The organism is Pseudomonas sp. GGS8 (genome assembly GCF_024168645.1).
Taxonomy (GTDB): domain Bacteria; phylum Pseudomonadota; class Gammaproteobacteria; order Pseudomonadales; family Pseudomonadaceae; genus Aquipseudomonas.
In genome coordinates, this window is record NZ_JALJWF010000001.1 from 2,593,258 (window position 1) to 2,616,554 (window position 23,297).

Consider the following 23,297-nt stretch of genomic DNA (forward strand, 5'->3'; position numbering starts at 1 on the left):
GGTACCTTGCGCATTCAAATGGGGCTCAACTGGTGTTGTTTTTTTTATAGATGATCTGCTTTTCTGTCGCCTTGGATATTAAGTCGGTAGCCGATATATGATTGTCTGGCTGATAGTAAACTTTATCGCCTTCAACTGAATATGCCTCAATGGTGCCGTAGGCGCTGCTGTGATAAATAGTTAGCTCCACTAATGTTTCCATTTTCCAGTCTCCTGACTCATTTAAATAATTTGGGCTAACAAGTTTTATTGTTTCAATCACTGTGTGTTGTGGTCTTGTCTGTATCAGTCTGCATAGGAGAGTCGGATCCATTATCTGAATCATCGATTTTCTAGTACCGGTCGGTGTAACGCGTAGCAGGCTTAGGTAAAACCATGGAAGATTGAGGGTGTGCTCGACTGCGGTCCAATGGAGCGCGTCGCTTTCTGAGCCAGGCTCGCTAAGAAGCGCCCAATGTGGGGTGATGAACATAAGAAGCGTTCCTTGGCAAAATGAGTCCTATAGATTGTAGGTTCTCGGAGGCTTCATGTTTCATTTTAGGATGGATCATGGAACTGAAGCCTGCGTTCGGAACGGCTCTCAAACTCATACGCAACAGAAGGGGAATGAGCCAGGAAGACTTTAGTGTAATCAGCAGCAGGACCTACCTCAGCTCCCTCGAAAGGGGGCTGAAGTGCCCGACCATTGAAAAAGTCGAAGATCTTGCTGCATTTTTGAATGTTCACCCTCTGACCGTTTTGGCGGTTGCATACACAATCAAAGACTCTGCAGCTTTGGAAACCCTGATGCATCAGGTGAAAGGGGAGTGTGAATGGATTTTTTGTAACCGTCCGGCCAACACATCTTCCTGATCCCCGCGTTTAAGGCTACGGGGTCTGCCTTTGTCGATGTCAGTTACGCGGATCGAGCTTCGGCTCTAGATAGATCTACGGAAGCTCTGATGGCATCAATTACGTCTTGAGCGAGCGCCATAACTGTCGTTGTACTGATTTCAATTCGACTGATAATGTCTTCTCTCGGGCCCTGTTTCCAGGCAGCGCTTGCGTAAAAAGCATCTTGAGATACTTGGCGATGGCTCTCGCTTTCATAGGAGCGAATTAGGTGATAGCTGTCACAATCATGTAATGAGCTGCCATAAGAAACGACATCTATGCCTGCTTCTAGGTGAAGCGGAACACTTACATTCTGCATTATTTGATGAAAGTCCAATCCCGATCCTGGCTTTAAGGTGTACATCAGGATTTCAATAATTCGAGTCATTCCAAGTCTTCCATGTGGAGTTTCAACGTGAGCATCCGTACATCCCAGCTTACGTTATTAGGCGGGAGTCCAGCTATGCGGATCTGCGCGTGAACGCTATCGTTCAGGCATGAGCTAGGGGTGGCTCAAATAGGTGAGCTACCAAGATCTGCGAGCAGGTCTCACCGAAGCGCACGGGCGGTTTTGACCCAGCGCAAGGCGCCAATGCCCGACGTCATGCCACGCGCTATACGTACCGGGGTGAATAGAGAAAACGGACAAAACCGTAAGCTAAGAATGGCCTGTCGCCATGCTCGCAGGCAACCGATCTAGGCTCGAAATCTCTTGTGAACGCTTGTAGAGCCTTGTTGACGCTTGTGGAATCGTTATTTATGATTGTCCTCAGTGACTGTATCTAGTGGAACCCGCAGGTTAGGTCTCTCAACCAGACTCGCAAAAGAAAACCGCCCCTCAGGCGGTTTTTTTTTGCCTCGATTTGGAGTGACTAGGCGAGCACAAGTACATTCTCATTCGCACAAGCGATTTTTTCGGAAACTGGCCAGAATTTGGGCGAGTCCGCGCGTCGTTGAGCCTGCGCAAGCCTCACAAAAGATGATGACTGAGAGTGAGCCATCCTTGGCTCAAATTTGGGAGGGTGAGCCACCCCTAGCTCAAATTTGAGCGATAGCGTTCACCGTTGAGCTACCCCTGACTCAAATTTGAGTGATTTCTTCCGTGTAAGCTTTACCCTGCCCCAATTCGGTGTAGTGCCAAACGTGTCATGTTCACAGGTGCCCCAAGCACTCGATCTGAACGGTATCAAACAAGTCGTAAGGCGTTCGCTATGTAGCCTGAGCAAATTCAGCTTGGGAGCACTGTTCTCAAACTGACGATTGTGAGCGTCTTTGCTCCGCGTGTGAGTGCAACATAAAGATCTTTTGGGGTCATGGTGTCCGCCTCTAAAATGATTGCATGTTGATACTCCAAGCCTTTCACAAGTAGAGTTGTGCCTATGAGCTTGTTATATCGGACAGGTCTGCCAGTATGGCGAAAATCACGCTGGAAATTATTGGCACTTTCCATAAGTGATTTGTCCGGAGTGTCGACATTGTTCTGTAGAACTTTAATCAATCTGTTAAGAAGGTCTCGGCGGTACGTCGACGTTTCTTTGGCTTGTTGGATAGCTTGCAGGAAGGCTAGAAGGTGAGCGCTTGTCGCTGAGGAGAGAAATTTATTCGCAATTCCGAGAATTTGGGGATACTTGGTGGCTTGAGTAGCCTTTGCAACTTCACCTCGTTTAGTTCCAGTAGTCAATATTCCTTCTACCCCTGTCATGCATTTTTTAGTGAACTCAATGACCAGGATCATTTTTTCGCTTAGTGTTTTTGCGGCTTCGATCTTTTTGATGAATCTAAACAAGTCTTTTCCTTCCACCTCCTCGATGCTGGAGAATTTTCCGCCTAAAGCCTGCGCAAGCTTGTGTGCTTTATTCTTGGATTTTTGATCTCCGGAGTATATTGCAATCACAGAGTCTTCATCGTTCAGAAACTTATACAGGAAATTAAGCCTCTTACGGTCTGCGAAGTCATTTAGGTCCACTGAAATGCGAGTTATACCCCTTGGCAACGGCGCCTGAATTGAAAACTGTTCGTTCGCGCGAAGCCTAGTCCCGATGTTGTCTAGCCATTGACCTAGCTCCGGTGCTTTCGCCAGCTGCCAGCGCCAAGGTATCCTCAGCTCCCCCAGCTTTTGATAATGGGGATATATGTGTTTTTCCCATTCAACAGGCTGATTGGCAAAATCAAAAATCGCTTGTAGTGGGTCGCCCAATATCCTGCAAGGTAAAACTGTAGCGATCCCTTCGACGAGCATATGCTGCTGTATCGAACAGTCTTGGTACTCATCGACATATAACCCTGAATAAGAGCTTTCCAGTAGTTTTTTAATGAATGGCCTGTCCAATAAAGATGCACATGCTGAGTAAAGCTTGTCCCACTCTTTACCGTCAGGGCACTCAACGGACCACTTGGACGTAGCGGGGAAACTAAGGCACACACGCAGAGCCCAGCTTGCGATGGTATCTACTTGGTAGAGCGATGACGGAACCGCCAACCGCTGCATCTTCTTTTTGAGGGAGCTTACTCCAGCGTAGGTATGGGTTAGGACCAACTGCCGGTGGGTGGCGGCACCCACTGCCATGGCTATTAGGTGGGTCTTACCATAACCCGCAGGTGCTATGACATACCCTTTCTTTTGAGTCTCGGCCAGTATCGTGTGCAGGTGTTCAGTCATGATCAGCCCACGCGCGAACCTGCAACAGTTTTTTGCCAAGATCGCTGAGCACGAATTTAGCGTCGGAAAAAGCGTCAGCAATCACTTCTACCCAGGCCTCGCCACCAGTGATGGACTTGAACCATGCGGAGCTTTTCGCCGCGTCACCTATAGCTTGACGCAACTCCGGTGAGTCTTGCCATTCCATAAGATCCTGGGGCTGGGCTATAGCAAGCTTAGATCGCACGTTATCACGAACAGGATTACCTGATTCTTCGGCGAGTTTTAAGCTTGCCTTAACGTAGCTCCATGGCAAGTCGAACATTGCTCTTTGCTCCAAGGCTAGCTGCTCTGACCACATCATTACTGATACGCCATTTGCTTCTAAGTCATGGCTGTCTTTGTCCGAAAAGTCCTTTGGCGCATCGCCATCAGCGATAACGCAGACCTGATATCCCAATTTTTTAAACGCCATAGCGAGGCCTTTGACCTTGCTAGCTCCCTTGGCGTCAAGAACCGCCGTGCCCAAGTATGAGAAAGCGTCCAAGTCTTGGCCGAGCCAATAGTCGTCCAGCCCTCGTAGGAATCCGACCTCAGTGGCCCCCTCGCAAACTACAATCTTCTTAGACAGAAATGCTTCAGCACTCGATCTGATATGTCCTTGGACATTTAGCTCGGATAGTTCTGGGGAGTTGGTGTTCACGACCGTCACCATATCTATCAGGCGATGAACGATGTGCAGATTTGAGGTGTTAAGTTCTCTTAACACGGATGGTGAGTGCGTGGTTATAAAGTACTGTCCGGTTTTGTCATCTTTGATGTATTTAACTAATCGAGCAATCCGGTGTGGCTCAAGACCTATTTCAAGCTCGTCAAAAAGGGTAACGTGATTCTTCTGAAGATTTTCTTTCTGAATGCCGCACATTAGCATCCGTCTAGAGCCTAACCCTAGTTGCCTCAATGGCATCTCACCGTCATGTAGGCTTAGGCCACCTACTCGAATGTTGATAGAGGCCGTGTCCAGATGCGCTTGGTAGTTTTGATGGATAGGTACGCCCAGCCCTCTAGCCACGGCTTCAGATTTGGTAGCCGCGGCGTCAAACTTGACCAGGGCGTTTGCTCGTTCACCATCTAATGACCCGCGTGCAGCACGGCTGGCGTCGACTAGGGATTCCGCAAGGTTGTCTGACTCGGTAATTCTGGCCAGAGCGCTACCTGCCCCCCAGGTGAGCTGTTTCTCGCTGTATGAGCCTATGATCCCTACGTTGAGCTTCGCCCGGTCTGTCGCCCGGAAATCGACTCCGTCAATGTTACGGTCAGCTTTGATTTTCCACTTTGGCTCCAAATCCCGTCCTACGGTTAGATTAGCGCTCAGTACAATCTCGTCGTTGTCTTCAGGCTCATCATTCAGCTTGGATTTAGCCGCGTCCCAGCCTTGCAAAAGCCCTCCATATTTTTGTATGGACAAAAACTCATTCGGCATCTCTCCGAAAACTACGGTGATGTCTATTGGTTCGTTAACGTTGCACAGGTGAAAGTCTGAGTCGTTAAAGGAAAGGTTCCATTGTGGATGAAAAATGCAACGTATGCCTTCAAGTACCGTTGTCTTTGCAGAGTCTCCTTTCCCGATCAAACAAACTATTCGTTCATCAGGTACATTCCAATCGAGGAGCTTGATGCCTCGAAAATTTCGAATGACAATTTTCCTAATCTTCACGTCGCCTCCGCTGCGCTTTAATTTCTGTTTAGAGCAGCTTAGCTGAGGCACGGGCCGTTGTAATATCAAAGTGATACCGAGCAGCGACCCTAACGGCTGTGCGGTGACGTGGTCACTGGCCCCTGCGTCCACCCTGCGCGTCGTGACTTAGTGATATCGAGCCATGTAGCGTGAGATCCAAGCTGCATGACGGTTGCCAGGGGCCTTCCCAAGAGCAGTGATGGTCACCGTAGCGAAGGTTCGCGACGAAGCTATCCCTCTTGGGCACCGCGAACCACGTATCCATACGATGTTCCGCGTCACGGGAAGTGACGGCGAAGGGCATTACGTTAAGACAGATTCGGAGGCTGCCTGGATGGCTATGAAGCTAAATAAGCGATCTCTAGGCCATGAGGAGCGTAAGGGCCGGTGAACACTCTTTTCGAGCCGGCCCATAAGGACGATTGTGTCCGTATATTTTGAGCGGGCGAATTACCCTGAACGTCAGGATCATCATGCGCCAACGTATAGTTTGTGTCTGTCATCGATGAAATTCTAATATTTCCAGAAATCCATTCTGAGACAACGGGTTGATGCCCTTCTTTTACTCACCCAGTTCGTTAGCAGATGCCAGGGATGAGCCTCTGGAACTTATTGATAAAAAGCGGCCGATCCGTAGAACTCGATCGATGAGTAGTCTTCCTCTTTACGCCTAAGCTGTTGGATGAGTTCGAATCCGTCACCTATCTTGGATGTTAGGTCCTCAGCTATCGCGTATGTTGTTTTTCGGACCGAGAGCATCGCAAGCTTATACGCGTCAAAAAATGACGTGCCTTCTGCTATGTAGTATGCGAGGTATGCTCCGAATGCGGCAGCTGGGTAGCCTAGTACAGGCCATAGATGAGAGATTGTCGCTTGGTCGGCGCATGCTAAACCTGGCGCCAGACCGATTTTAGGGAGGTATCCTCTTTCTTCAAAACGCGCTCCGTCGCATATGTTTAAAAACAGCAGGCGGCGTTCTTCACGAATGGGTGTCTTGTTCCAAAGATCTGCCAAAGAAACGGACCTGCCTTCTGCAACGTGCATAGTCACCTTTTTAGGAGACCAGTGATCGTAGGTACCGTGGGATGCGACCCATATCACGTCATAACGATCGTCTTCATAGGCAGTGGTAAAATCTCGTTGTGCTGACTCTTCAAAGCAAACTACTTCAACTATGGCTCCAGCCCTTTCAAAGATTTGTTTGATAGCCTCAGCTTCAAGTCCTTCTGTAAGGCTTCCGCCGCCGCACCATATCAATACATTCCTCGGTTTTCTATCGGGTTTTGGGATAGAAAAGGATGAGGCAATCGGCCAAGTTTTCCCCCATTCTTTAAGCTGGATCGCCTGCACCGGATTGCACTCATTGTCTAAAATTAACTGATACAAGGGCTCCGAATTGAACAAGTAAAGACTTGGGCAATAACCTTTTTTCATTGCGGATTCGTAATCTGTGGAGTCGCCATACATGGGTATCCCAATACGATCCGGAATTCTCAGCCCGGAATTGTCAGCGTAAGCGATTGACTTTGCCACACCCAGAAATTTGTTGCTCGCATGTACTAGATCTTCGAGAAATGCCTGAGAATCCCGATCAATGAATATTTTTTCAGAACCCACCACTGACGAGTAGCCGTGCTCTCCGAATGGTATGGAAAGATATAGGTGTTTTGCAGTGATACTGAATTCATCTGACGGTAATTGATACCAAAGCCGTAGGCCCTGAAGTGTTAGTTCAGTATTGGGGGCGTTAATAGTTTTGACGATGAAAGGCTGAATTGCACCGCTTCGTATGGCTGCATCTCGGAAAAATGCGATCTCTTCCAGCTGCGATTTCAAGTGCCGTTGGACCAAGTCTATCTGACTGAGCAGCGTGGAAGGATCTTCATCTTCAGTGCCTGCGTAGACTGTAGATAGCAGTTGCACCTTATGTGCGTCAGCTAGGGAGTCGTCACATTCGGCAAGCGCCTTTTGCGCCCATTCAGATGAAATTTTGCTTGAATAAAAGCCAGCGGATGTAGACAAGCCAGAATAAAGCAGAGCGCGAAATTGGTTGGGAAGTGAATCATTTTCAGAGATGGACTCAAGCTGAGGTACGAAAACTTTAGCCAATTCGGGGGCCTCTTTTGCGGCCCAGCACGCTAGATTTAATCCAAGAAAAACCTCAGGAAGATCAATATGCTTAGTGGGCATCTTCATTGTTTTCTTAAAACTTAAAGTTGCGCTGATCCAAAGATCTCGCGCAATATTATTCATCGCTGTCCGCTCTCGGGCGTAAAAGTAAAATGCCCCAAAAAACTTTACCATTGTGGGCATGAACCCTGGCCAGCTCATAAGTGTTGGGGATGAATAAAAATCGACTATTCTGCCAATGTGTAGTTCTTTGGTATGACTTTCCACCAAGTCTTCAGAAAATGCCCAACCAATCCAGTCTCCCATTTCAGTCAATTCATAACTTTCATAAGCGTTGTAAAGCGCCTCGGTTGCGAAAATGAATTGGGCAAAGCATGGCATTAGGCGGAGATCAGCTGGCATGTTCTGTTGACGTTCTATCAAATGAAAAACAAGTCGCTGGGCCTCGTTATAGGAAATCGACACGGCCAGACGCGCATCACGAAAAGCGCTGTCCAGAAACTGATGCGATATTTTTAAGGCTTGTTCAACTTCCATAATGTCAGCTTCCTTTAAAATTGATAATAAAGATCTGGGCCGGCGGTTATGAACACCTGCTCTTAACACGCGTACCCCATGGGTAACCGTGTTACTGAAAGGCGCCTCCTTCGGAGGCTAGCATTTGCTATTTCGTATCGGCCGGAAGTCGGACGGCAAAGTGCTGAGTCTTCCTTAGAGTTCGGGATTCACAGAAACGCACATTGCGGCCTCGGCCAGTGTAGGCAATGCAAGAAGTGGTGGCGGCGTGGCAGGGGTTGCCAAGCGGCGCTTAGCTGCTCGATCCTCCCTGCGCTGTTGTCGTCTCTTCTCGGCCTCGAATTCCTGCATAGGATGTCTAACGAAATGTTGTTCGTATGTCTTCAGCAGACCGGCCTCTTTACTAGCCTTTGCTTCGGCGAGAACGTATTCAGCGTCGCGGATCTGAATCACCAGCTTGCTGCTTTCTTCCTGTCTAGCGCTCACGAGGGCTATTGCTTCCTCTGAAAACCTGCCACTAGTCCACAGCTCATAGCGCTGGGTCAGAGTTGCCCAGTCCGAATGAATTTTCGCAGCTCCCCTTAGGACAGGGATTCGCTTATCCAGCCATTTGATCACCTCTTTGTCGTCAAGGGTGCTCGCCGGATGGATACCCTTGCACTCGATGAAGATGACCTCATGATTTTTGCGTACCGCAAGAACGTCGATTTCGGCCTGTTTCCCCATAACGTCCTTCACGATGCGATTCATCTCTTGATCGTATCCGGCGAACGTAGACCTAGCGATCTGTGCCACTGCAAATTCGAAAAGGCTCCCACGTAAGGAATAGGACGCACCCTCTATGCGGGATAGGTCGTTGAAGACTTTATCTAGTGCAGCTGGGCTTTCTATGAGCTTGGCTGTGTCGTTTAGAACGTTGCATAAGTTTTTCAACGCAAGAGCTACGTCGTGGCCAAATAGGCTTTCAGTGGTTGCCGGGATGACGCCTTCACTTTTTAGCTGCGCAAATGCCTCGGTTTGATAGGCCTCAGCCACGAACACCTGAAGGCATTTGCCGATTTTCGGTAAGCTGCGGAGGGTGACGCATTTGTGCAGGAACGCGCCGATATCGTCCGGTGAGATCCATCCGTTTAGCGCTATATCGCAAACGAAAAAGCCAGGTTTCAAGGCTGTGCTGGTGTAAGTCCGCATTGGATGCAGGTAGGAGGGACCTGCTAGGTCCCAGTTGAAAGTGCCTACCTTAGGCAACGATTCGCGATCCTCATCCTCCCTAGTCTCAACTGACTCATAGCTCACCATCCCAAGGTTTCTCGCCCAGTCTTTGACAGCCAGGAGCGTGACCTTCTCTGCGATTAGGCGGCCTTTCATTTTCCCCCACATGGATGGAATGTCCGACAGCTGCTCCCTATCGCATCGCATAATGGAAATCTGTCCAACTGGAAGATCAACTTCCTTCACCAGCCCAGCTTTAATCAGTCGTTCGAGCAGGCTTTCGGCTGAGATGTGTCTTTTCTGCGCGATGGGAGCGCCGCACGAGATGAGGAAATGCGCCCGAGGCATCACGTTGTCGCGCAGCTCTAGCGCCCTCAAAGCTAGGTAATACGCACTCCGCGTTTTCTTCAGAGCTTCCATCAGGTTGTGGAAAAAGTAAGGGGAGCCGTAACTTTGTTCTAGATACACAAAGCGAGCCCGGTGAGGAAAAACGATTTGGCTCAGTTTGTTAATCCCATCACCACCGCGTTCAACGCGTTTTCTGGCGGCTGTTGGATTCAAGCCATACCGCTGCTCCAGCAGTTTCGATAGGTCACTGCTCAGCATCGGTCCTTCATGTTTGAGGATATCCACGATAGAGTTGTCGGTCATGATGGGCACCTTGAATGTCACACAGCGCTATTTATACTACTTGTAAACAAGTGAGGGTCGAGTTTTCGCGATTCCGTACGGAGGCCCCGTAAAATAAGGCGCACAGGGCGGCCAAAATGAATTTTCCGTTAAAATGTCACAATAGGTGATTACTGTGAGGTTTCAGCAGCTGAGTATTTGCTTCTCGCAGGCTCCATCACGTGCTGGTCTTTGCATTTCAGGGAAAGAGCCTAAGCGGAAGTGACCCGCAGACCGCTATCGAGCCGAAGCAGACCTTGATGAAGGTCCGCTATTGGAGGATGAAGGCTGCCAGGAAAGCGTGAAATAGATCTCAAGTCATGCTCACAAAAGCAGTGACGGCTTATGCTTCAAGCAGAGGCAAGGGCTCTCTGGTTAATTGTCGAGAAATCACCATTTGTTAAAATCAGGAGCATTCAACAAGCGGCAATATATCTTGGTCGAAAATAGTAAGGGCTGTACGTCCGCAGGGTTTGTAGCCCACGACTCCTTCCAGGGGTTCGATGGTTCCGCCTACGGCTACAATGACGTACCTGAGGGTTGTCTCGCCGTGTGAAACCTGTCTAGCCGGTAGTGCATTCATTACAGACAACATCTGAGGGTTGGTTCGTTTAAGAAAGTTATTAAAGTTCCCAAACTGTAACGGTATAGAACGCAACATTTGATGATTCATCAGATCTTCAGGTTTCCAACTGGTCGAAGTGAAAGTTTCGGAAACAACGAAATTCGGAAGAAAATTGAGGACTGGTCGCTCATACGCCTGGAGCGCAGCGGTAACATCCACCACGTAGAACGGTGGAGCCACAACGATCGCATGAGCCGCAGTGAAAGAACGTACATCAAAGGTCCAGAAATGTTGAGGGGGGCGGTCAGCGCTGGCCGGGAAGTCAATGGTCAACGTTGTCGTCGCAACATAGTTCCAGATACCGAGACGATCAAGCATCCGTCCGAGCATTCCAGAAACATCAACACATGCGCCTAGACGCCCATCCTTTTTTACCGCTGAAAATAGTACTTGGACGGCAATTTCAATTTTCCGCTTAGCCTCTGTCAAATAATTTGTATCGTAGGCGCGAGCTTCGACATAACGTGCGTAATTTTCTAGATATCTTGGATCTCGTTCCTCATTTTTTAGAAAATTGGGCTCGTCGTAAAATCCAGGCTTCCCGAAATCAATTTCATCTTTATGAAAGAGCTTCTCTAGCTGTTGCTCTAGCGCATTGTTGGATAGCTTCCATGACATGGTTTAAGTCCTTCTAATATTATTTATCATGTTTATCACGGTGCAGAGCGACACCAGTAATTTTGCTAGTGATTCTTGGATCGATTATTGTCACGTCTAACTCAAAGAGATAGTCAAATAGAGTGCAGTCTCGTAGCGGATCAACGCCTACAGTACCCACTGCTACGAGGCAGTAGGCCACGGTGGTGAGATTGCTCTCCGCATTGCGATGTTAATATCGCATACATTCTCTTCCTGTCCCTATTACCGCGATGGCTACTCCAATGCGGTTTTCTACCGTATCACGCTACGACGTCGATTTGACCTGCTCCAACCTGCTCAGGCACGTGGACGGCCAGAGGTTGAAAGCTCTGTGATTCCGTCTCTGATGAACTCCAAGTTTTCATCCAGCATGGCAAGCGCGCAGCGCACGTTGTCGGCGATGTCGGCGCGATCCGCGCTGTTCTACCAAATTGAAACGCTCATCCACTGCGGCGACTTTGATCCAGTCGGCGCGAATCAATGGGCATGATCCATACGAGTATTTGAAGGGCATCCTCACACGTCTGCCGACGCAGCGGGCGAGTGAGATTACCGAGCTACTGCCGCATAAGTGGGCGCCCGTCTAACCATGCAAGAGGTTCTGGGCAAACGCTACTTCGTATCCGACCGCTTGCGATTTGCGAAGACTATCTATCGGCTCCCAGCGTCACCAAAATAATCATCCTTCGCGACCAGACCGAGATTATCGGTGAGATCCTGGCCATCCTCGCTGAGCAGATGTTGAGTTCGCCGCTCCTGCTTGAGGTAAGCCAGCGTTCGGAAGAAGCACTCCTCACACAGGTGCAGTTCATAGCGCTCCCCATCATGGGCAGTGCCATACCCCCAGTGTGCTTGTAGGGTGCCGAACTGATGCCCGCCAGTATCCAAGCGGGTGGAGCAACGGCACACATCGCACACGACGTCCGTAACGGTCTCGACTTCGACTCTTCCGGTTATTTTCATCGCTGACTCCTACAAACGGCTCTGACTTTTGCTTTCAGCATACAGGCTCCAGGACGGAGCGTAGGCTGGCTATTGTTACATCCACCGTTTGAATCCACAGTCGTTCTCTGCCGGTCAAGGTCATGAAATGTGGTGGTCAATTCCATGCAAATGGCTGGTCAGGTCGAATTGGATGAGCGAGTCTGCGCAATACCCCAACCACGCAAGGTGAGTTGGCGGAACGCTTATGGCTAATTTGCTAACGGGGCCGTTTCTGACTCCTAGCGGACAGTTATGTTAGGTCAACTCTGGTAGAGGCGGAAAGGGTGATGAACACCAGTCGTCAGCGGGAAAAAACGTAAAGCGTGATCTTTACAGCGACTTGTCAGATAAGCGTGAGTGGCATCGTTCGACCGTGGATGTCGCGTCGTTCTTTACGTTTTACAAAATTCTGCGCTTACCAATTTAGCTGTGTCCCTCGTAGTATAAGGGCTATAGAGCGATTGTATTTTTTCTTAAGCGGTTCTTATGTGAACTACCCTTCTAAAAAGCAGTTATCCAGTCAGTAACAACAAAAGCGAAGCCATTGATCTGGCTTCGCTTTTTTGTGGGCGCCGTTAACTGGACAAAGCCGTCACGTTGGCCCGCGCGGTATGCAGTTTTTTGTAACTCTCGATCAGGCGCAAGTGCCTATCGAGCCCTTCCAATTTCATGCTGGTCGGCGTCAAGCCATGGAAGCGCACGCTGCCGTCCACCGATCCGATCGCTGCATCCATCCGCTCGTTGCCAAACATCCGGCGGAAATTGGCCTCGTAGTCTTCCAGTTCCAGGTCTTCGTCCAGTTTCATCTCCAGCACCACGTTCACGGCCTGATAGAACAAGCCGCGCTCAACCGTGTTGTCGTTGTACTGCAGGAACATTTCCACCGCCTCTTTCGCCTCTTCAAATTGTTGCAAGGCGAGATAGATCAGCAGCTTCAACTCCAGGATCGTCAGCTGACCCCAGGCCGTATTGTCATCAAATTCGATGCCGATCAAGGTGGTGATGTCGGTGTAGTCGTCCAGCTCACTTTCCACCAGACGTTCAACCAGCGCTTGCAGTTCGTCTTCGTCCAGGCGATGCAGGTTCAGGATGTCGGCGCGGAAGAACAGCGCTTTGTTGGTGTTATCCCAGATCAGATCGTCTACTGGATAAATTTCCGAATAGTCTGGCACCAGGATGCGGCAGGCCGTTGCACCGATATGCTCGTAGACCGCCATGTACACTTCCTTGCCCATGCCTTCGAGAATGCCGAACAAGGTCGCGGCTTCCTCGGCATTCGAGTTTTCACCCTGGCCGGAGAAGTCCCACTCCACGAATTCGTAATCCGATTTCGAGCTGAAGAAGCGCCACGACACCACGCCGCTGGAGTCGATAAAGTGCTCGACGAAGTTATTAGGCTCGGTCACCGCGTGACCTTCAAAAGTCGGCTGGGGCAAGTCGTTGAGGCCTTCGAAGCTGCGGCCCTGGAGCAATTCGGTCAGGCTGCGTTCCAGCGCCACTTCCAGGCTCGGGTGCGCGCCGAACGAAGCGAACACACCGCCGGTACGCGGGTTCATCAACGTGACGCACATCACCGGGAATTCCCCCCCCAGGGACGCATCCTTCACCAGCACCGGGAACCCTTGCTCTTCCAGCGCCTGAATACCGGCCAGTATCCCTGGGTACTTCGCCAGCACGTGAGCCGGCACATCCGGCAGGGCAAATTCACCTTCGATGATTTCGCGTTTTACCGCGCGCTCGAAGATCTCCGACAGGCACTGCACTTGGGCTTCGGCCAGCGTGTTACCGGCACTCATGCCGTTGCTCAGGAACAGGTTTTCAATCAGGTTGGACGGGAAATACACCACCTCGCCGTCCGACTGGCGCACGTATGGCAGCGAGCAGATGCCGCGCTCTTCATTGCCCGAGTTGGTGTCGATCAGATGGGAGCCACGCAGCTCGCCGTCGCGGTTGTAAATCTTCAGGCAGTACTCGTCGAGGATTTCGGCCGGCAGTGCATCTTTACGGCCAGGCTTGAACCAGCGTTCGTCCGGGTAGTGCACAAACGCTGCATCGGCGATGTCTTCGCCCCAGAACTGGTCGTTGTAGAAGAAGTTGCAGTTGAGTCGCTCGATAAACTCGCCCAGCGCCGACGCCAACGCGCCTTCCTTGGTCGCACCCTTGCCGTTGGTAAAGCACATCGGCGAGTGTGCATCGCGGATATGCAGCGACCACACATGGGGCACGATATTGCGCCAGGAGGCGATTTCAATCTTCATGCCCAGGTCCGCCAGAATGGCCGACATATTGGCGATGGTTTGCTCCAGCGGCAGATCCTTGCCCGCAATATAAGTGCTCGCCTCTGAGCTGGAAGCAGGCATCAGCAGCGCCTGGGCATCGGCGTCGAGGTTGTCCACCTCTTCGATCACAAACTCAGGCCCGGCTTGCACCACTTTTTTCACGGTGCAACGGTCGATGGAACGCAGGATGCCCTGGCGGTCCTTGTCGGAGATGTCCGCCGGCAACTCGACCTGGATCTTGAAAATCTGGTTGTAGCGGTTTTCCGGGTCAACAATATTGTTCTGCGACAGGCGGATGTTATCCGTGGGGATATTGCGCGTGCTGCAGTACAACTTCACAAAATACGCCGCACACAACGCCGACGAAGCCAGGAAGTAGTCGAACGGACCCGGTGCCGAGCCATCGCCCTTGTAGCGGATAGGTTGATCGGCCACCACCGTGAAGTCATCGAACTTGGCTTCAAGTCGAAGGTTGTCGAGAAAGTTGACCTTGATTTCCATGGGGGATTACCAGAATAGCGGCTAAACGAATGGCCGCCATTATCCGGCATTTGCGCAGTAAGTCTTGTGGGTGTCTGACGATATGTCGATACCCGGTCTTTTTAGTGGGCGATGGAGGGCTCAGTCGAGTATCAGATGTGGCAAGAACCGGCTCGAATCCTTGGTAATCAAACTGTTGTCCTCACGCACGCCGATGCCGGCCGCCTGATCCCCGATCACCCAAGAGCCGATCAGCGTGTAGCTGTCGCCAAATTTTGGCAGCGGGGCGAACTCCTGAAGGATAAAGGGTGCATCAGTGTAGGGGCCGTCCTCTTTTACGATCAGGCCATCGGCAGTTTGCAGCTCAATGTTCGCGCCTTCTCGTGAGAAGAATGGCTTGCGCACCCAGCCTTTGGGCACCGCTTTACTCGGATCGGTGTCCAGGTGCGCCGCCAGCAGGTTCGGGTGACCTTGGTTGAACTCCCACAGCAGCGGCAGGATGCCCTTGTTGGAGATGATGGATTTCCAGGGCGGTTCGAAAAACTGCGTATCGCTCTGCGCAATCGCTGCGCCGAAGGGTTCGTGGAAGATGAACTCCCAGGCATGCAGTTTGAACAGGTGAGGGATCCAGCGATCTTCGAGGTCGACGAAACGTCCGTCACTGGTGAGGCCAATGTCTTCGATATCGATGTGCCGCGATTCGATGCCGACCTTTTCCGCGACCAGGCGCAGGTAATCAGTGGTGCCCTTGTCTTCGACCGAGTCTTTCATCGAGGCGAAATAGAAGGGCTGTTTGAGCTGCAGTTGGGCAAAAGCCTGATGCAGCTTGGTGTCGATGCTATTGAACTGGTCAGCATGCTTGGGCAGCAAGCCGCGTTCGATACATTGCTCCAGCCAGCCCCACTGAAATGCTGCGGCCTCATACAGACTGGTCGGCGTGTCGTAGTTGAGTTCCAGCAACTTGGCCGGCCCGGTACCGTCGTAGGAGAAGTCCATGCGCCCATACAGGTGCGGGTGGCCTTCGAGCCATGAAGTGCGAACCATGTCGAAGAACGGCGCGGGAATGCTCAGGCGCTCTAATAACTCTTCGCTTTGCACCACTCGCGCCACCAGGTCCATGCACATCTCATGAACCTCGGTGGTCGGGTCTTCGAGGTCGTTTTCGATCTGCTTGAGCGTGAACTGGTAGTACGCGCTCTCGTCCCAATAGGGTTCGTCGTCGATGGTATGGAACAGAAAGCCAAGGCTTTCGGCAGTCTGTTTCCAGTCATGACGCTCCGTGCAGAGGATTTTCTTCATGGCCCTGCTCCCTTAACTGCTCGAACCGCCAAAGCTCTTGCTTGATCCACCCCAGCCACTGCGTGCGCTGGCCTGGCTGCCGAAGCCGCCGCGGGAGGTGGACGAGGCAACGGACACCGGCTTGCTGCGGGTGATGGTGTCGGTGTAACTGCTACTGCTGCCGTAGCGCGCCTGATTGGACCTGTTGAAGGTTGAACCTGACGATACTCGCTGACTGAGTGTCGAGGACGAGTAGTCACCGCGATCATCGCGATAGCGGTAGACCGGTTCGGAGTAGTAACTGTTGCGGTTGTTACTGAGCATGTTGCCGATCAGCAGTCCCGTCAGCAGGTTACTGCCGGAGAAGCCCGACCCTGCGGCGTTCGCTTCAGACGCGGGCAATTTAGCCTTGGCCGCGTCCACTTCGGACTGCGTCACCTCGCCATCGGCACTCAGCTCGAAACCGCCGAGCTTGGGGATGAATTTGCCGGCGGAATCCTGCTGGCACCAGTCGGCGACAAAGTCGGCGTCGCAATCAGCCTGGTTGTCGTACACCGGCGCAATGCTTCGATGCTGGGCCATGGCCTTCATATAGGCGTCAGAACAGATGTCGACCGGGAGCTTTTCATCGGCGCACTGCTGGACGGACTGGAAATTGTACTTTTTGTGTATCTCGTAGGTTTTTTCCGTCGGCCCGCAGCCTGATATGGCCATGGCGACCGATGCCGCCAGCGAGAGCTGAACGTACTTGCTTCGTTTCATCGCAATCTCCGTGGCGCAATCAGTTCTGGGAAGGGGTCATGCACGCGGCGTTCAACATGCCGACGCTGATGGCCACTGCCGCGACATAGATACCCGCAGCGATTTCGCCTTTCTTGATGCGTTCAGAGGCGCCTTTCAGCACCAGGCTGGTCACCAGGAACGCCAGCAGTTGTACGAAAGCGGCGATCACCGCCCAGACGACGAAGTCCAGAATGCTGATCGAGTAGGCGATCACATTACTGGCCGGAATGGCGAAACCGATGATGGCGCCACCCAGGGCGATGGCGGCTGCAACGTTGCCCGCACGGATCAGTTCGAATTCCCTGTGCGGTGTGATTCGGGTGTAGATGAACTGGAAGAGGGCAAACAGCACGGCGGCGCCGAGGATGTACAAAACAAACCCGAGCACGGCGGCTTTGTTCAGGGAAATGGAGAGCGCTTCAAGCATGGACTTCTTCCTTTTTAAAAAGTGTTCAGGTCGGTGGTGTACAGCGAAATGCCCAGCGAAGTGCTCAAGCTGATGGTGCCTTCGGCGTCTTCTTCGACGGAAAACAGCAGGAATTCCCGGCGATCGGTCAGGCCGGTTTCACGGGCGTACAGCATCGAACGGTGCCCGATGCTGTAGGTCTCATCCGGATTCTTCAGGTGTTCGCTCAACGGCACCAGTTCGGTCTGGCCGTTCTCGGTGCCCCATTCGCGGGTGTATTCGACACCGTTGAGCGTGTAGGTCGGCAGCCCGATCAGGCTTTGAGGGCCGGCCAGCCGCCGCAGCTCCGCTTCACTGTTGATGGTGACGTAACTGAGGTAGTTGAACAGGATCACCGACTCGACCTGCCCGGCGATGTCGCCGGTGGTGTGCACTTGCAGCCAGTAGTCTTCGTCGTTCATGTAATAGCGCGACAGCCAGTTCGACTGCCCGAGATCGACGGTACCGGCGCTCCAGATCTGCTGGGAGCCTGGGATGGTCACGCTGGTGTTGCCGTCGAGCAACAGCTTCAGGGTGGTGTCGAACATTACCCCTTTGCCCAATGCCAGGCCCAGCGGGCCGCTGATTGGCAGGTTGTCGTTGGCTGTCCATTTCGAATCGGTATTGGTGCCCGCGTTCGGGGCCTCAAGCCCCAGCAACTGTTTAAACCATCCCATTGGAGATTTCCTTGAGGCGAGTAGAGGCGATGTAGAAGAGTTCGCCGCCCTTGACGCGAGTGCCGCCGGGCGGGTTGATCGAAGGCTGTCGGGCGCCTTTGGCGCGATAGCCGATGAGGGTCGCGTTGTGGCGTTCTTTCATCTGTGCGTACAGATCGCTAAACGTTGCTTCAAAGGTCTCGGGCAGTCTCATCAGGTATTGGGTGGCGCCTTGGCCCACGCACAGCAATTCATTGATGACCACTGACGAGCCCGGATCCTGAGAGGCGCGCACCAGCATCTCGATGGCCATGCTTGAGGTGCATTCCAGGCTGGGTGCGTAGGCGCTGGCGAGTGCGGCGATTTCACTTTCATTGAAGTGGGCGACCACATGCCCGACCGGGCTCAGTTGATTGACCGCCAGCACGGTGGCCAGGGTCAGATCGTCTGAATGGGTACGCACCAGTACGCGTTCGGCGCCAGGCACGCCGGCCCGCAGCAAAAGTGCTGCAGAGGACAGGCTTTCGCCTTTGATAAAGGCAGCCTTACCCGGCATGGGGTTTTCTTCGAGGTCGCAATCGCGAATGACGATCAGGTTGTCATTGGACGTTTCGTCTTGCAGCAACAATTCAATGACCCGCTCGCTTGACGCGCCTTCCCAGCCGATGAGAACGGTATGACCGACCTTGCCGGTGAAATCGCCTTTGCCCTTCATGCCTTTTCTCCATACATCGATGACACTGCTGGTGGTTTTGCCGATGGCTGCCGTCAGCAGCGCAATGCCCCCGAGCATGACCCAGGTAGCCACGAAAATCCGTCCCGCGGCTGTTTGTGGCGCAAGATCGCCGTAGCCGACGGTGAGTGTGGTGGTGAGATAGAAGTAGGTGAACGTGGCGGGAGCGATGAGGTGTTGTTCGCCCAGAAACGCCAGGCCGAGCCAGGCCGTGCTCAGGTGTACGCTCAACGCAATGGCCAGGCCGGCCCAGCCGAAGCGATGGAAGAAGGACGCCGCGTACGCGCGCAATAAAAGGAAAATCGACATTACATCCCTGACTCCTTGGGGGCTCATTCCTGGCGACGTAATCGCTCTGGCATCTGAGAGCTCGAGTGCGATTACCGGGCGGCATTAAACCTGCTGCGCGGCGTAGATAACAGTACCTTGGCTGCAATAAATCCGGCGATTGCACCAAAAATATGCCCTTCGAAGGAAATGCCCCGGCGAGGAAGGAAGCCAACAATCAGCCCTCCATAGAGCAGGGCCACGACACTGGCCGTTATCAGGTTGCTCCAGCTTCTCTGGAACCAGGCGCGTGACAGGAGGTACGCCCACAGCCCGAACACCCAGCCGCTGGCACCGATATGCACGCCGGCAAAACCGAACAGCCAGATCAGCGAACCGCCCAGCAAAATGATGATGGCGCTGACGGCCATGAACCGGTTGAGCCCTTCGACAATGACCAGGGTACCGAGGATCAAAAAGGCAATCAGGTTGGCGCTCAGGTGCGCAAAGGATGTGTGCAAGAAAGGCGAGGTGATGATGCCGACCAGGCCGTGCAAGGTTCTCGGAACCAGACCGAAGGCATTAAGGCTGTAGCCGGTCGCCACATTGAGCAGTTGCAGCGCAACCATGAAGATGGCCAGGCCAGCGATTGTCTTGAAACCCTTCAGGGCATCCATCCTTGACCTCGACTCAACTCGACTCGACTCGACGAAAATTGAAACGCAATCCATTGTGGGAGCGAGCCTGCTCGCGAAGCGTTTTGTCAGGCAACATTGATGTCGACTGACACTCCCTCTTCGCGAGCAGGCTCGCTCCCACAGGTTATGCATCCGGCACTTGAGTCGATTACTCAGCCGATTTTTGCTTCAGACGTTCCAGAATCGCATTGGCACTGCCCGAGTCCGGCGTGATGCCGGCTTCGCGAAGCTTGCGTTCCAGGTCGGTGCCGGTCGATGCATCGGCCAGTTCGTCTTGGGCTTGCAGTTCAGCCGCGCGTTGCTGCTGCTTGGCTTGCAGGCGGTTCAGTGTACCAACGGCGGTTTCCAGCTTGCCGTTGGCGCCGCCACTGGCGATCGAAGCGCTGACCTGGGCTTTCTGTACGCTTTCGCGCGCCTTGGCCATGTCCACTTGCTGGCGCAGGCTTTTGATGCGGTTTTCGGCCTTGGTGATGTCTTTGCGCATGTTGTCCGCGTAACCACCGAATTCGGTGGCCTGCTTCTGCTCGACATCCAGTTCATTGGTCAGGGTCGAAATGGCTTCGGCCACTTCCAGTGCCAGGTCTTCGCGGTTGGCCTGGATCGCGGCCAGGGCCTTGGATTCCAGGTCCTTGATCTTGGCGTTGTACTCGCTGACGCGGTCAGCCGACAGTTTGTGCTTGGCCATGATGGTGACCAGCTCACGCTTGGCATTGGCCAGCGCGCTGTCAGCATCGCGAATTTCCTGGTCGAGAATGCGCAGGGCCTGTTGGTCGACGATCGATTCGCCGACTTCAGTGGCACCGCCACGCAACGCGGTGAACAATTTGCTCCAGATGGACTGAGTCATTGGATATTTCCTGTTCCCGAATAATTAATTGAAGAAGCGTTCGAAGGCTTCGCTGGCGCGCTGGACGTTGTCGACGAGGGTTTTGACCTCGGTCACGACGTTGGTCAGGCTGGAGTCGGAGCTCAGTGCGCCGAACATGTTGTAAACGATCTGACCGTTAGGCATGGACTCGATTCCGATCGAGGACAGCGGGAACATTTCCCGGCTGCGCAGCACGGCATCGTTGAAGGCCGGCACGTCGTTGATCGACTCGACATCGACCAGAACCGTATCCACGATGATCTGATCGCCCACCACTGCGATGTAAATCGGTAAGCCACCGAAATCGTTCATTTCCAGCTTGATGCTGGACTCGGAGCCTTGAACGAGGGAAAGGGTGATGTCGTTCGCAACCACTTCGTCGAGGGCCTGAAGGGCGCTGTAGAGGCGATCGATGTTCCAGTTGTTACCTGCGCTCATGTAATTCTCCGACATGAATGAGCCAGCCAGAATCGGTTGGCGTAGCTGTTTCTCCATCTGCTTGAGCAGGCTTCGGTTTTCGGGAAGCACCCAAGTCTCGTGTTTCACATAGCCGGCGGCACCCAGGCCCGCGCGCATCTGCTTCATGTAAAAGCTCGATGGTTTTTTCGCGGATGGTTTCGAGCGCTCTCCCTTGCGGCTCGCTGAATCGGTAATAGAACCGGTAGGCGGATCTGATGGAGAGCTGCTTTTCATAGTGCTGATCCCGTTGTGAAAAACTCACGCGTGATAACACTACAGGCAATTTTTGCAGCCCTCAATAGCTCACGCGTGAGATTTTTTCGACGGTTGCGCAGGTGTATGGAGAAGGGCAGCAGCCAATGCCAGTCAGTTGAGCGCAATCCTGTGGGAGCGGGCTTGCCCGCGAATGCGTCGTGTCAGTCACCATAAGTGTCGACTGATACATCGCTTTCGCGGGCAAGCCCGCTCCCACAGGTTCCTCATCTAACCAGCCAGAAAGTCATCAGTGGACACCACGCTTGCATAAGCAAACCCCAGGGCTGACATGAACGCGGCATGCACGTGGGCGGCCGGGACGGTGACGCCGTTGAACTCCAGGTCACGGGTGGCGCAGGCGTCGTGGATCACCGTGACCGAGTAGCCGAAGTCGGCTGCGGCACGAGTGACGCCGTCGATGCACATGTGGCTCATGCTGCCGACGACCACCAGGTGCTCGATGCCTTGCTGGTCGAGGATGGCCTTGAGCTCGGTTTCGCGGAACGCGTTGACGAAGTGCTTGAGTACCACCGGTTCATCGGCGCGGTTCAGGGCTTTGGGGTGCAGCTTCGCGCCGTCGGAGCCTGGGGTGAAAAACGGTGCGGCGTCGGAGGTGAATTCGTGACGGATGTGCACCACCGGATCACCGGCCTCGCGGAACGCCTGAATCAGCCGCGCGGCGTTGTCCGCAGCGGCGTCGGCGCCCACCAGCGGCCACTTGCCTTGGGGGAAGTAGTCGTTCTGGATATCGACTACGATGAGTGCTTGCTTGGCCATGAGTGTTTCCTCGAAGTGCTTGTTGGGTGTGATTCAAGTATTAGGTTTTGCAGGCCGTCCGAGGATTGGCCGCACCGACAATAGAAGGGGGAAAACTGACAATGGGCGTAGAAAGGGCAGTCGTCGAATTGGGCGTGCTGATCTATCCCGGCGCGCAGATGGCGGCGGTGCATGGGCTGACGGATCTGTTCGGAGTGGCCAACCGGATTGCCGCCGAGCATCAGACGGCGCAATTGCCGTTGTTGCGGGTCAGTCATTGGCGGGTCGAGGGCGATCAGGTGCCAGAGCGGGTCTATGACAGTCAACCCGGCCCGGCCGAAGCGTTGGTCGCGGTGTTGATCCCGCCGTCGATTGGCGGCTTTGCCGAGGGCCAGGCATCGCAAGGGCTGATCCGCTGGATTCGTCGGCAACACGCCAACGGCGCTACGTTGGGCGGGGTTTGCGTGGGCTCGATCCTGTTGGCTGAAAGCGGTCTGCTCGACGGCCGTAGCGCCACCACTCATTGGACCTCGGCCAAAGCCTTCGCCGAGCGTTACCCGGCGATCAAACTCAAGGCTGACACGCCCATCGTCGATGACGGTGACCTGATTACCACGGCCGGGCTGATGGCCTGGTCAGAGCTGGGGTTAAGGCTGGTGAACCGTTTGTTGGGGCCGAGCATCGCCACCAGCACGGCACGGTTTCTGGTGGTGGAGCACAGCGACAGCGCGAGCGAGTGCGGCAGTAATTTTTCACCGATTCTCAGCCATGGCGATGCCTCGATTCTCAAGGTCCAGCATTGGCTGCAAAGCACCGGGGCGATCGATGTCTCGCTGGGGGCAATGGCCGAACGGGCGGGGTTGGAAGAGCGCACTTTTCTGCGGCGATTCCGTGCGGCAACCGGGTTGAAACCCACCGAGTACTGCCAGCATCTGCGTGTCGGCAAGGCGCGCGAGATGCTCGAGTTCACCAACAGCACCATTGATCACATTGCCTGGACCGTGGGTTATCAGGACCCGAGTGCGTTTCGTGCAACGTTCAAAAAGATTACCGGGCTGGCGCCGAGTGATTACCGGACGCGGTTTGGCGTGACGCCGACAGCAGTTGTAGCTCGGTAGTCAGAGCGCACCCGATCAAAACGTGTGGGAGCGGTGGCAGGTTCGAGTCGTGCAAAATGCCAGAGTCCTGAAGGGCGTCGTGCAGAATCAAACAGGCGTAATGCTATTACTGTCTGGGCAACCGACTGATTTAAAAGTCGTTCTTCATCAGCCGTCATTGGCCTGATCCCTGCACCCCTCCAGCTACATTTATCCAAC

The 23,297-nt window shown here is 53.3% G+C and carries 20 protein-coding genes and 1 pseudogene; 3 read left to right on the forward strand and 18 right to left on the reverse strand.

What is annotated here, in order from left to right; all coding sequences use genetic code 11:
* Positions 1-25 precede the first annotated feature (25 nt).
* Positions 26-472, reverse strand: coding sequence for a hypothetical protein (locus J3D54_RS11605; RefSeq protein WP_253418119.1), 447 nt, complete (start codon positions 470-472; stop codon positions 26-28).
* A 77-nt stretch (positions 473-549) separates the two neighbouring features.
* On the opposite strand from J3D54_RS11605, the gene J3D54_RS11610 reads away from it, so the two are divergent.
* On the forward strand, positions 550-852 hold the full coding sequence (locus tag J3D54_RS11610) for a helix-turn-helix domain-containing protein (protein ID WP_253418121.1): 303 nt from the start codon (positions 550-552) through the stop codon (positions 850-852).
* Positions 853-895: 43 nt separating this feature from the next.
* On the opposite strand, the gene J3D54_RS11615 is transcribed toward J3D54_RS11610, so the two are convergent.
* The 6 genes from J3D54_RS11615 to J3D54_RS11640 form a co-directional block, all read right to left on the reverse strand.
* Positions 896-1,261 (reverse strand): NIPSNAP family protein, encoded by a 366-nt coding sequence (locus J3D54_RS11615; RefSeq protein ID WP_212626431.1) that lies wholly within the window; start codon positions 1,259-1,261, stop codon positions 896-898.
* Positions 1,262-2,101: 840 nt separating this feature from the next.
* A complete protein-coding gene (locus tag J3D54_RS11620; RefSeq protein WP_253418122.1) occupies positions 2,102-3,532 on the reverse strand; it encodes a UvrD-helicase domain-containing protein in 1,431 nt (476 codons plus the stop codon).
* The gene (locus J3D54_RS11625; protein ID WP_253418123.1) at positions 3,525-5,228 is read right to left on the reverse strand and encodes an ATP-binding protein; all 1,704 of its coding nucleotides are present in this window, start codon (positions 5,226-5,228) and stop codon (positions 3,525-3,527) included. The genes J3D54_RS11620 and J3D54_RS11625 overlap by 8 nt, the downstream gene beginning before the upstream one ends.
* A gap of 630 nt (positions 5,229-5,858) precedes the next feature.
* Positions 5,859-7,916 carry a CHAT domain-containing protein gene (locus tag J3D54_RS11630; RefSeq protein WP_253418124.1) on the reverse strand — a complete coding sequence of 686 codons (2,058 nt, stop codon included), beginning with the start codon at positions 7,914-7,916 and terminating at the stop codon, positions 5,859-5,861.
* A gap of 174 nt (positions 7,917-8,090) precedes the next feature.
* Entirely contained in the window at positions 8,091-9,758 is a 1,668-nt protein-coding gene (locus tag J3D54_RS11635) for a hypothetical protein (protein WP_253418125.1), read from the reverse strand.
* A 424-nt stretch (positions 9,759-10,182) separates the two neighbouring features.
* Positions 10,183-11,019, reverse strand: a complete 837-nt coding sequence (locus J3D54_RS11640; protein WP_253418126.1) for a hypothetical protein — start codon at positions 11,017-11,019, stop codon at positions 10,183-10,185.
* A 455-nt stretch (positions 11,020-11,474) separates the two neighbouring features.
* On the opposite strand from J3D54_RS11640, the pseudogene J3D54_RS11645 reads away from it, so the two are divergent.
* Positions 11,475-11,627: pseudogene (locus J3D54_RS11645) on the forward strand (transposase domain-containing protein); the annotation flags it as partial.
* A 64-nt stretch (positions 11,628-11,691) separates the two neighbouring features.
* On the opposite strand, the gene J3D54_RS11650 reads toward J3D54_RS11645, so the two are convergent.
* The 11 genes from J3D54_RS11650 to J3D54_RS11700 all read right to left on the reverse strand — a co-directional run bounded on the left by J3D54_RS11650 (position 11,692) and on the right by J3D54_RS11700 (position 22,002).
* Positions 11,692-12,003: a hypothetical protein gene (locus J3D54_RS11650; RefSeq protein WP_253418127.1), complete on the reverse strand. Its 312-nt coding sequence runs from the start codon at positions 12,001-12,003 to the stop codon at positions 11,692-11,694.
* A 596-nt stretch (positions 12,004-12,599) separates the two neighbouring features.
* Positions 12,600-14,804, reverse strand: a complete 2,205-nt coding sequence (locus J3D54_RS11655) for an OsmC domain/YcaO domain-containing protein (RefSeq protein WP_253418129.1) — start codon at positions 14,802-14,804, stop codon at positions 12,600-12,602.
* 120 nt (positions 14,805-14,924) lie between these two features.
* Positions 14,925-16,082, reverse strand: coding sequence for a glutathionylspermidine synthase family protein (locus J3D54_RS11660; RefSeq protein ID WP_253418131.1), 1,158 nt, complete (start codon positions 16,080-16,082; stop codon positions 14,925-14,927).
* A gap of 12 nt (positions 16,083-16,094) precedes the next feature.
* Entirely contained in the window at positions 16,095-16,823 is a 729-nt protein-coding gene (locus J3D54_RS11665) for a DUF1190 domain-containing protein (RefSeq protein WP_253418133.1), read from the reverse strand.
* Between the two features lie 19 nt (positions 16,824-16,842).
* A complete protein-coding gene (locus J3D54_RS11670; protein ID WP_007933682.1) occupies positions 16,843-17,271 on the reverse strand; it encodes a DUF350 domain-containing protein in 429 nt (142 codons plus the stop codon).
* A 14-nt stretch (positions 17,272-17,285) separates the two neighbouring features.
* Positions 17,286-17,966 carry a DUF2491 family protein gene (locus tag J3D54_RS11675; RefSeq protein ID WP_253418135.1) on the reverse strand — a complete coding sequence of 227 codons (681 nt, stop codon included), beginning with the start codon at positions 17,964-17,966 and terminating at the stop codon, positions 17,286-17,288.
* Complete coding sequence (locus tag J3D54_RS11680; RefSeq protein WP_253418137.1) at positions 17,953-18,987, reverse strand: ion channel; 1,035 nt, start codon at positions 18,985-18,987, stop codon at positions 17,953-17,955. Before J3D54_RS11680 ends, J3D54_RS11675 begins: the two co-directional genes overlap by 14 nt.
* Positions 18,988-19,058: 71 nt before the next feature.
* The gene (locus tag J3D54_RS11685) at positions 19,059-19,622 is read right to left on the reverse strand and encodes a rhomboid family intramembrane serine protease (RefSeq protein ID WP_253418139.1); all 564 of its coding nucleotides are present in this window, start codon (positions 19,620-19,622) and stop codon (positions 19,059-19,061) included.
* Between the two features lie 169 nt (positions 19,623-19,791).
* Entirely contained in the window at positions 19,792-20,490 is a 699-nt protein-coding gene (locus J3D54_RS11690) for a PspA/IM30 family protein (protein ID WP_253418141.1), read from the reverse strand.
* Positions 20,491-20,514: 24 nt separating this feature from the next.
* A complete protein-coding gene (locus J3D54_RS11695; RefSeq protein WP_253418143.1) occupies positions 20,515-21,096 on the reverse strand; it encodes a YjfI family protein in 582 nt (193 codons plus the stop codon).
* Between the two features lie 357 nt (positions 21,097-21,453).
* The gene (locus J3D54_RS11700; protein ID WP_253418145.1) at positions 21,454-22,002 is read right to left on the reverse strand and encodes a cysteine hydrolase family protein; all 549 of its coding nucleotides are present in this window, start codon (positions 22,000-22,002) and stop codon (positions 21,454-21,456) included.
* A gap of 101 nt (positions 22,003-22,103) precedes the next feature.
* Here J3D54_RS11700 and J3D54_RS11705 point away from each other — a divergent pair, with 101 nt between their 5' ends.
* On the forward strand, positions 22,104-23,099 hold the full coding sequence (locus J3D54_RS11705; RefSeq protein ID WP_253418147.1) for a GlxA family transcriptional regulator: 996 nt from the start codon (positions 22,104-22,106) through the stop codon (positions 23,097-23,099).
* Positions 23,100-23,297: the final 198 nt, after the last annotated feature.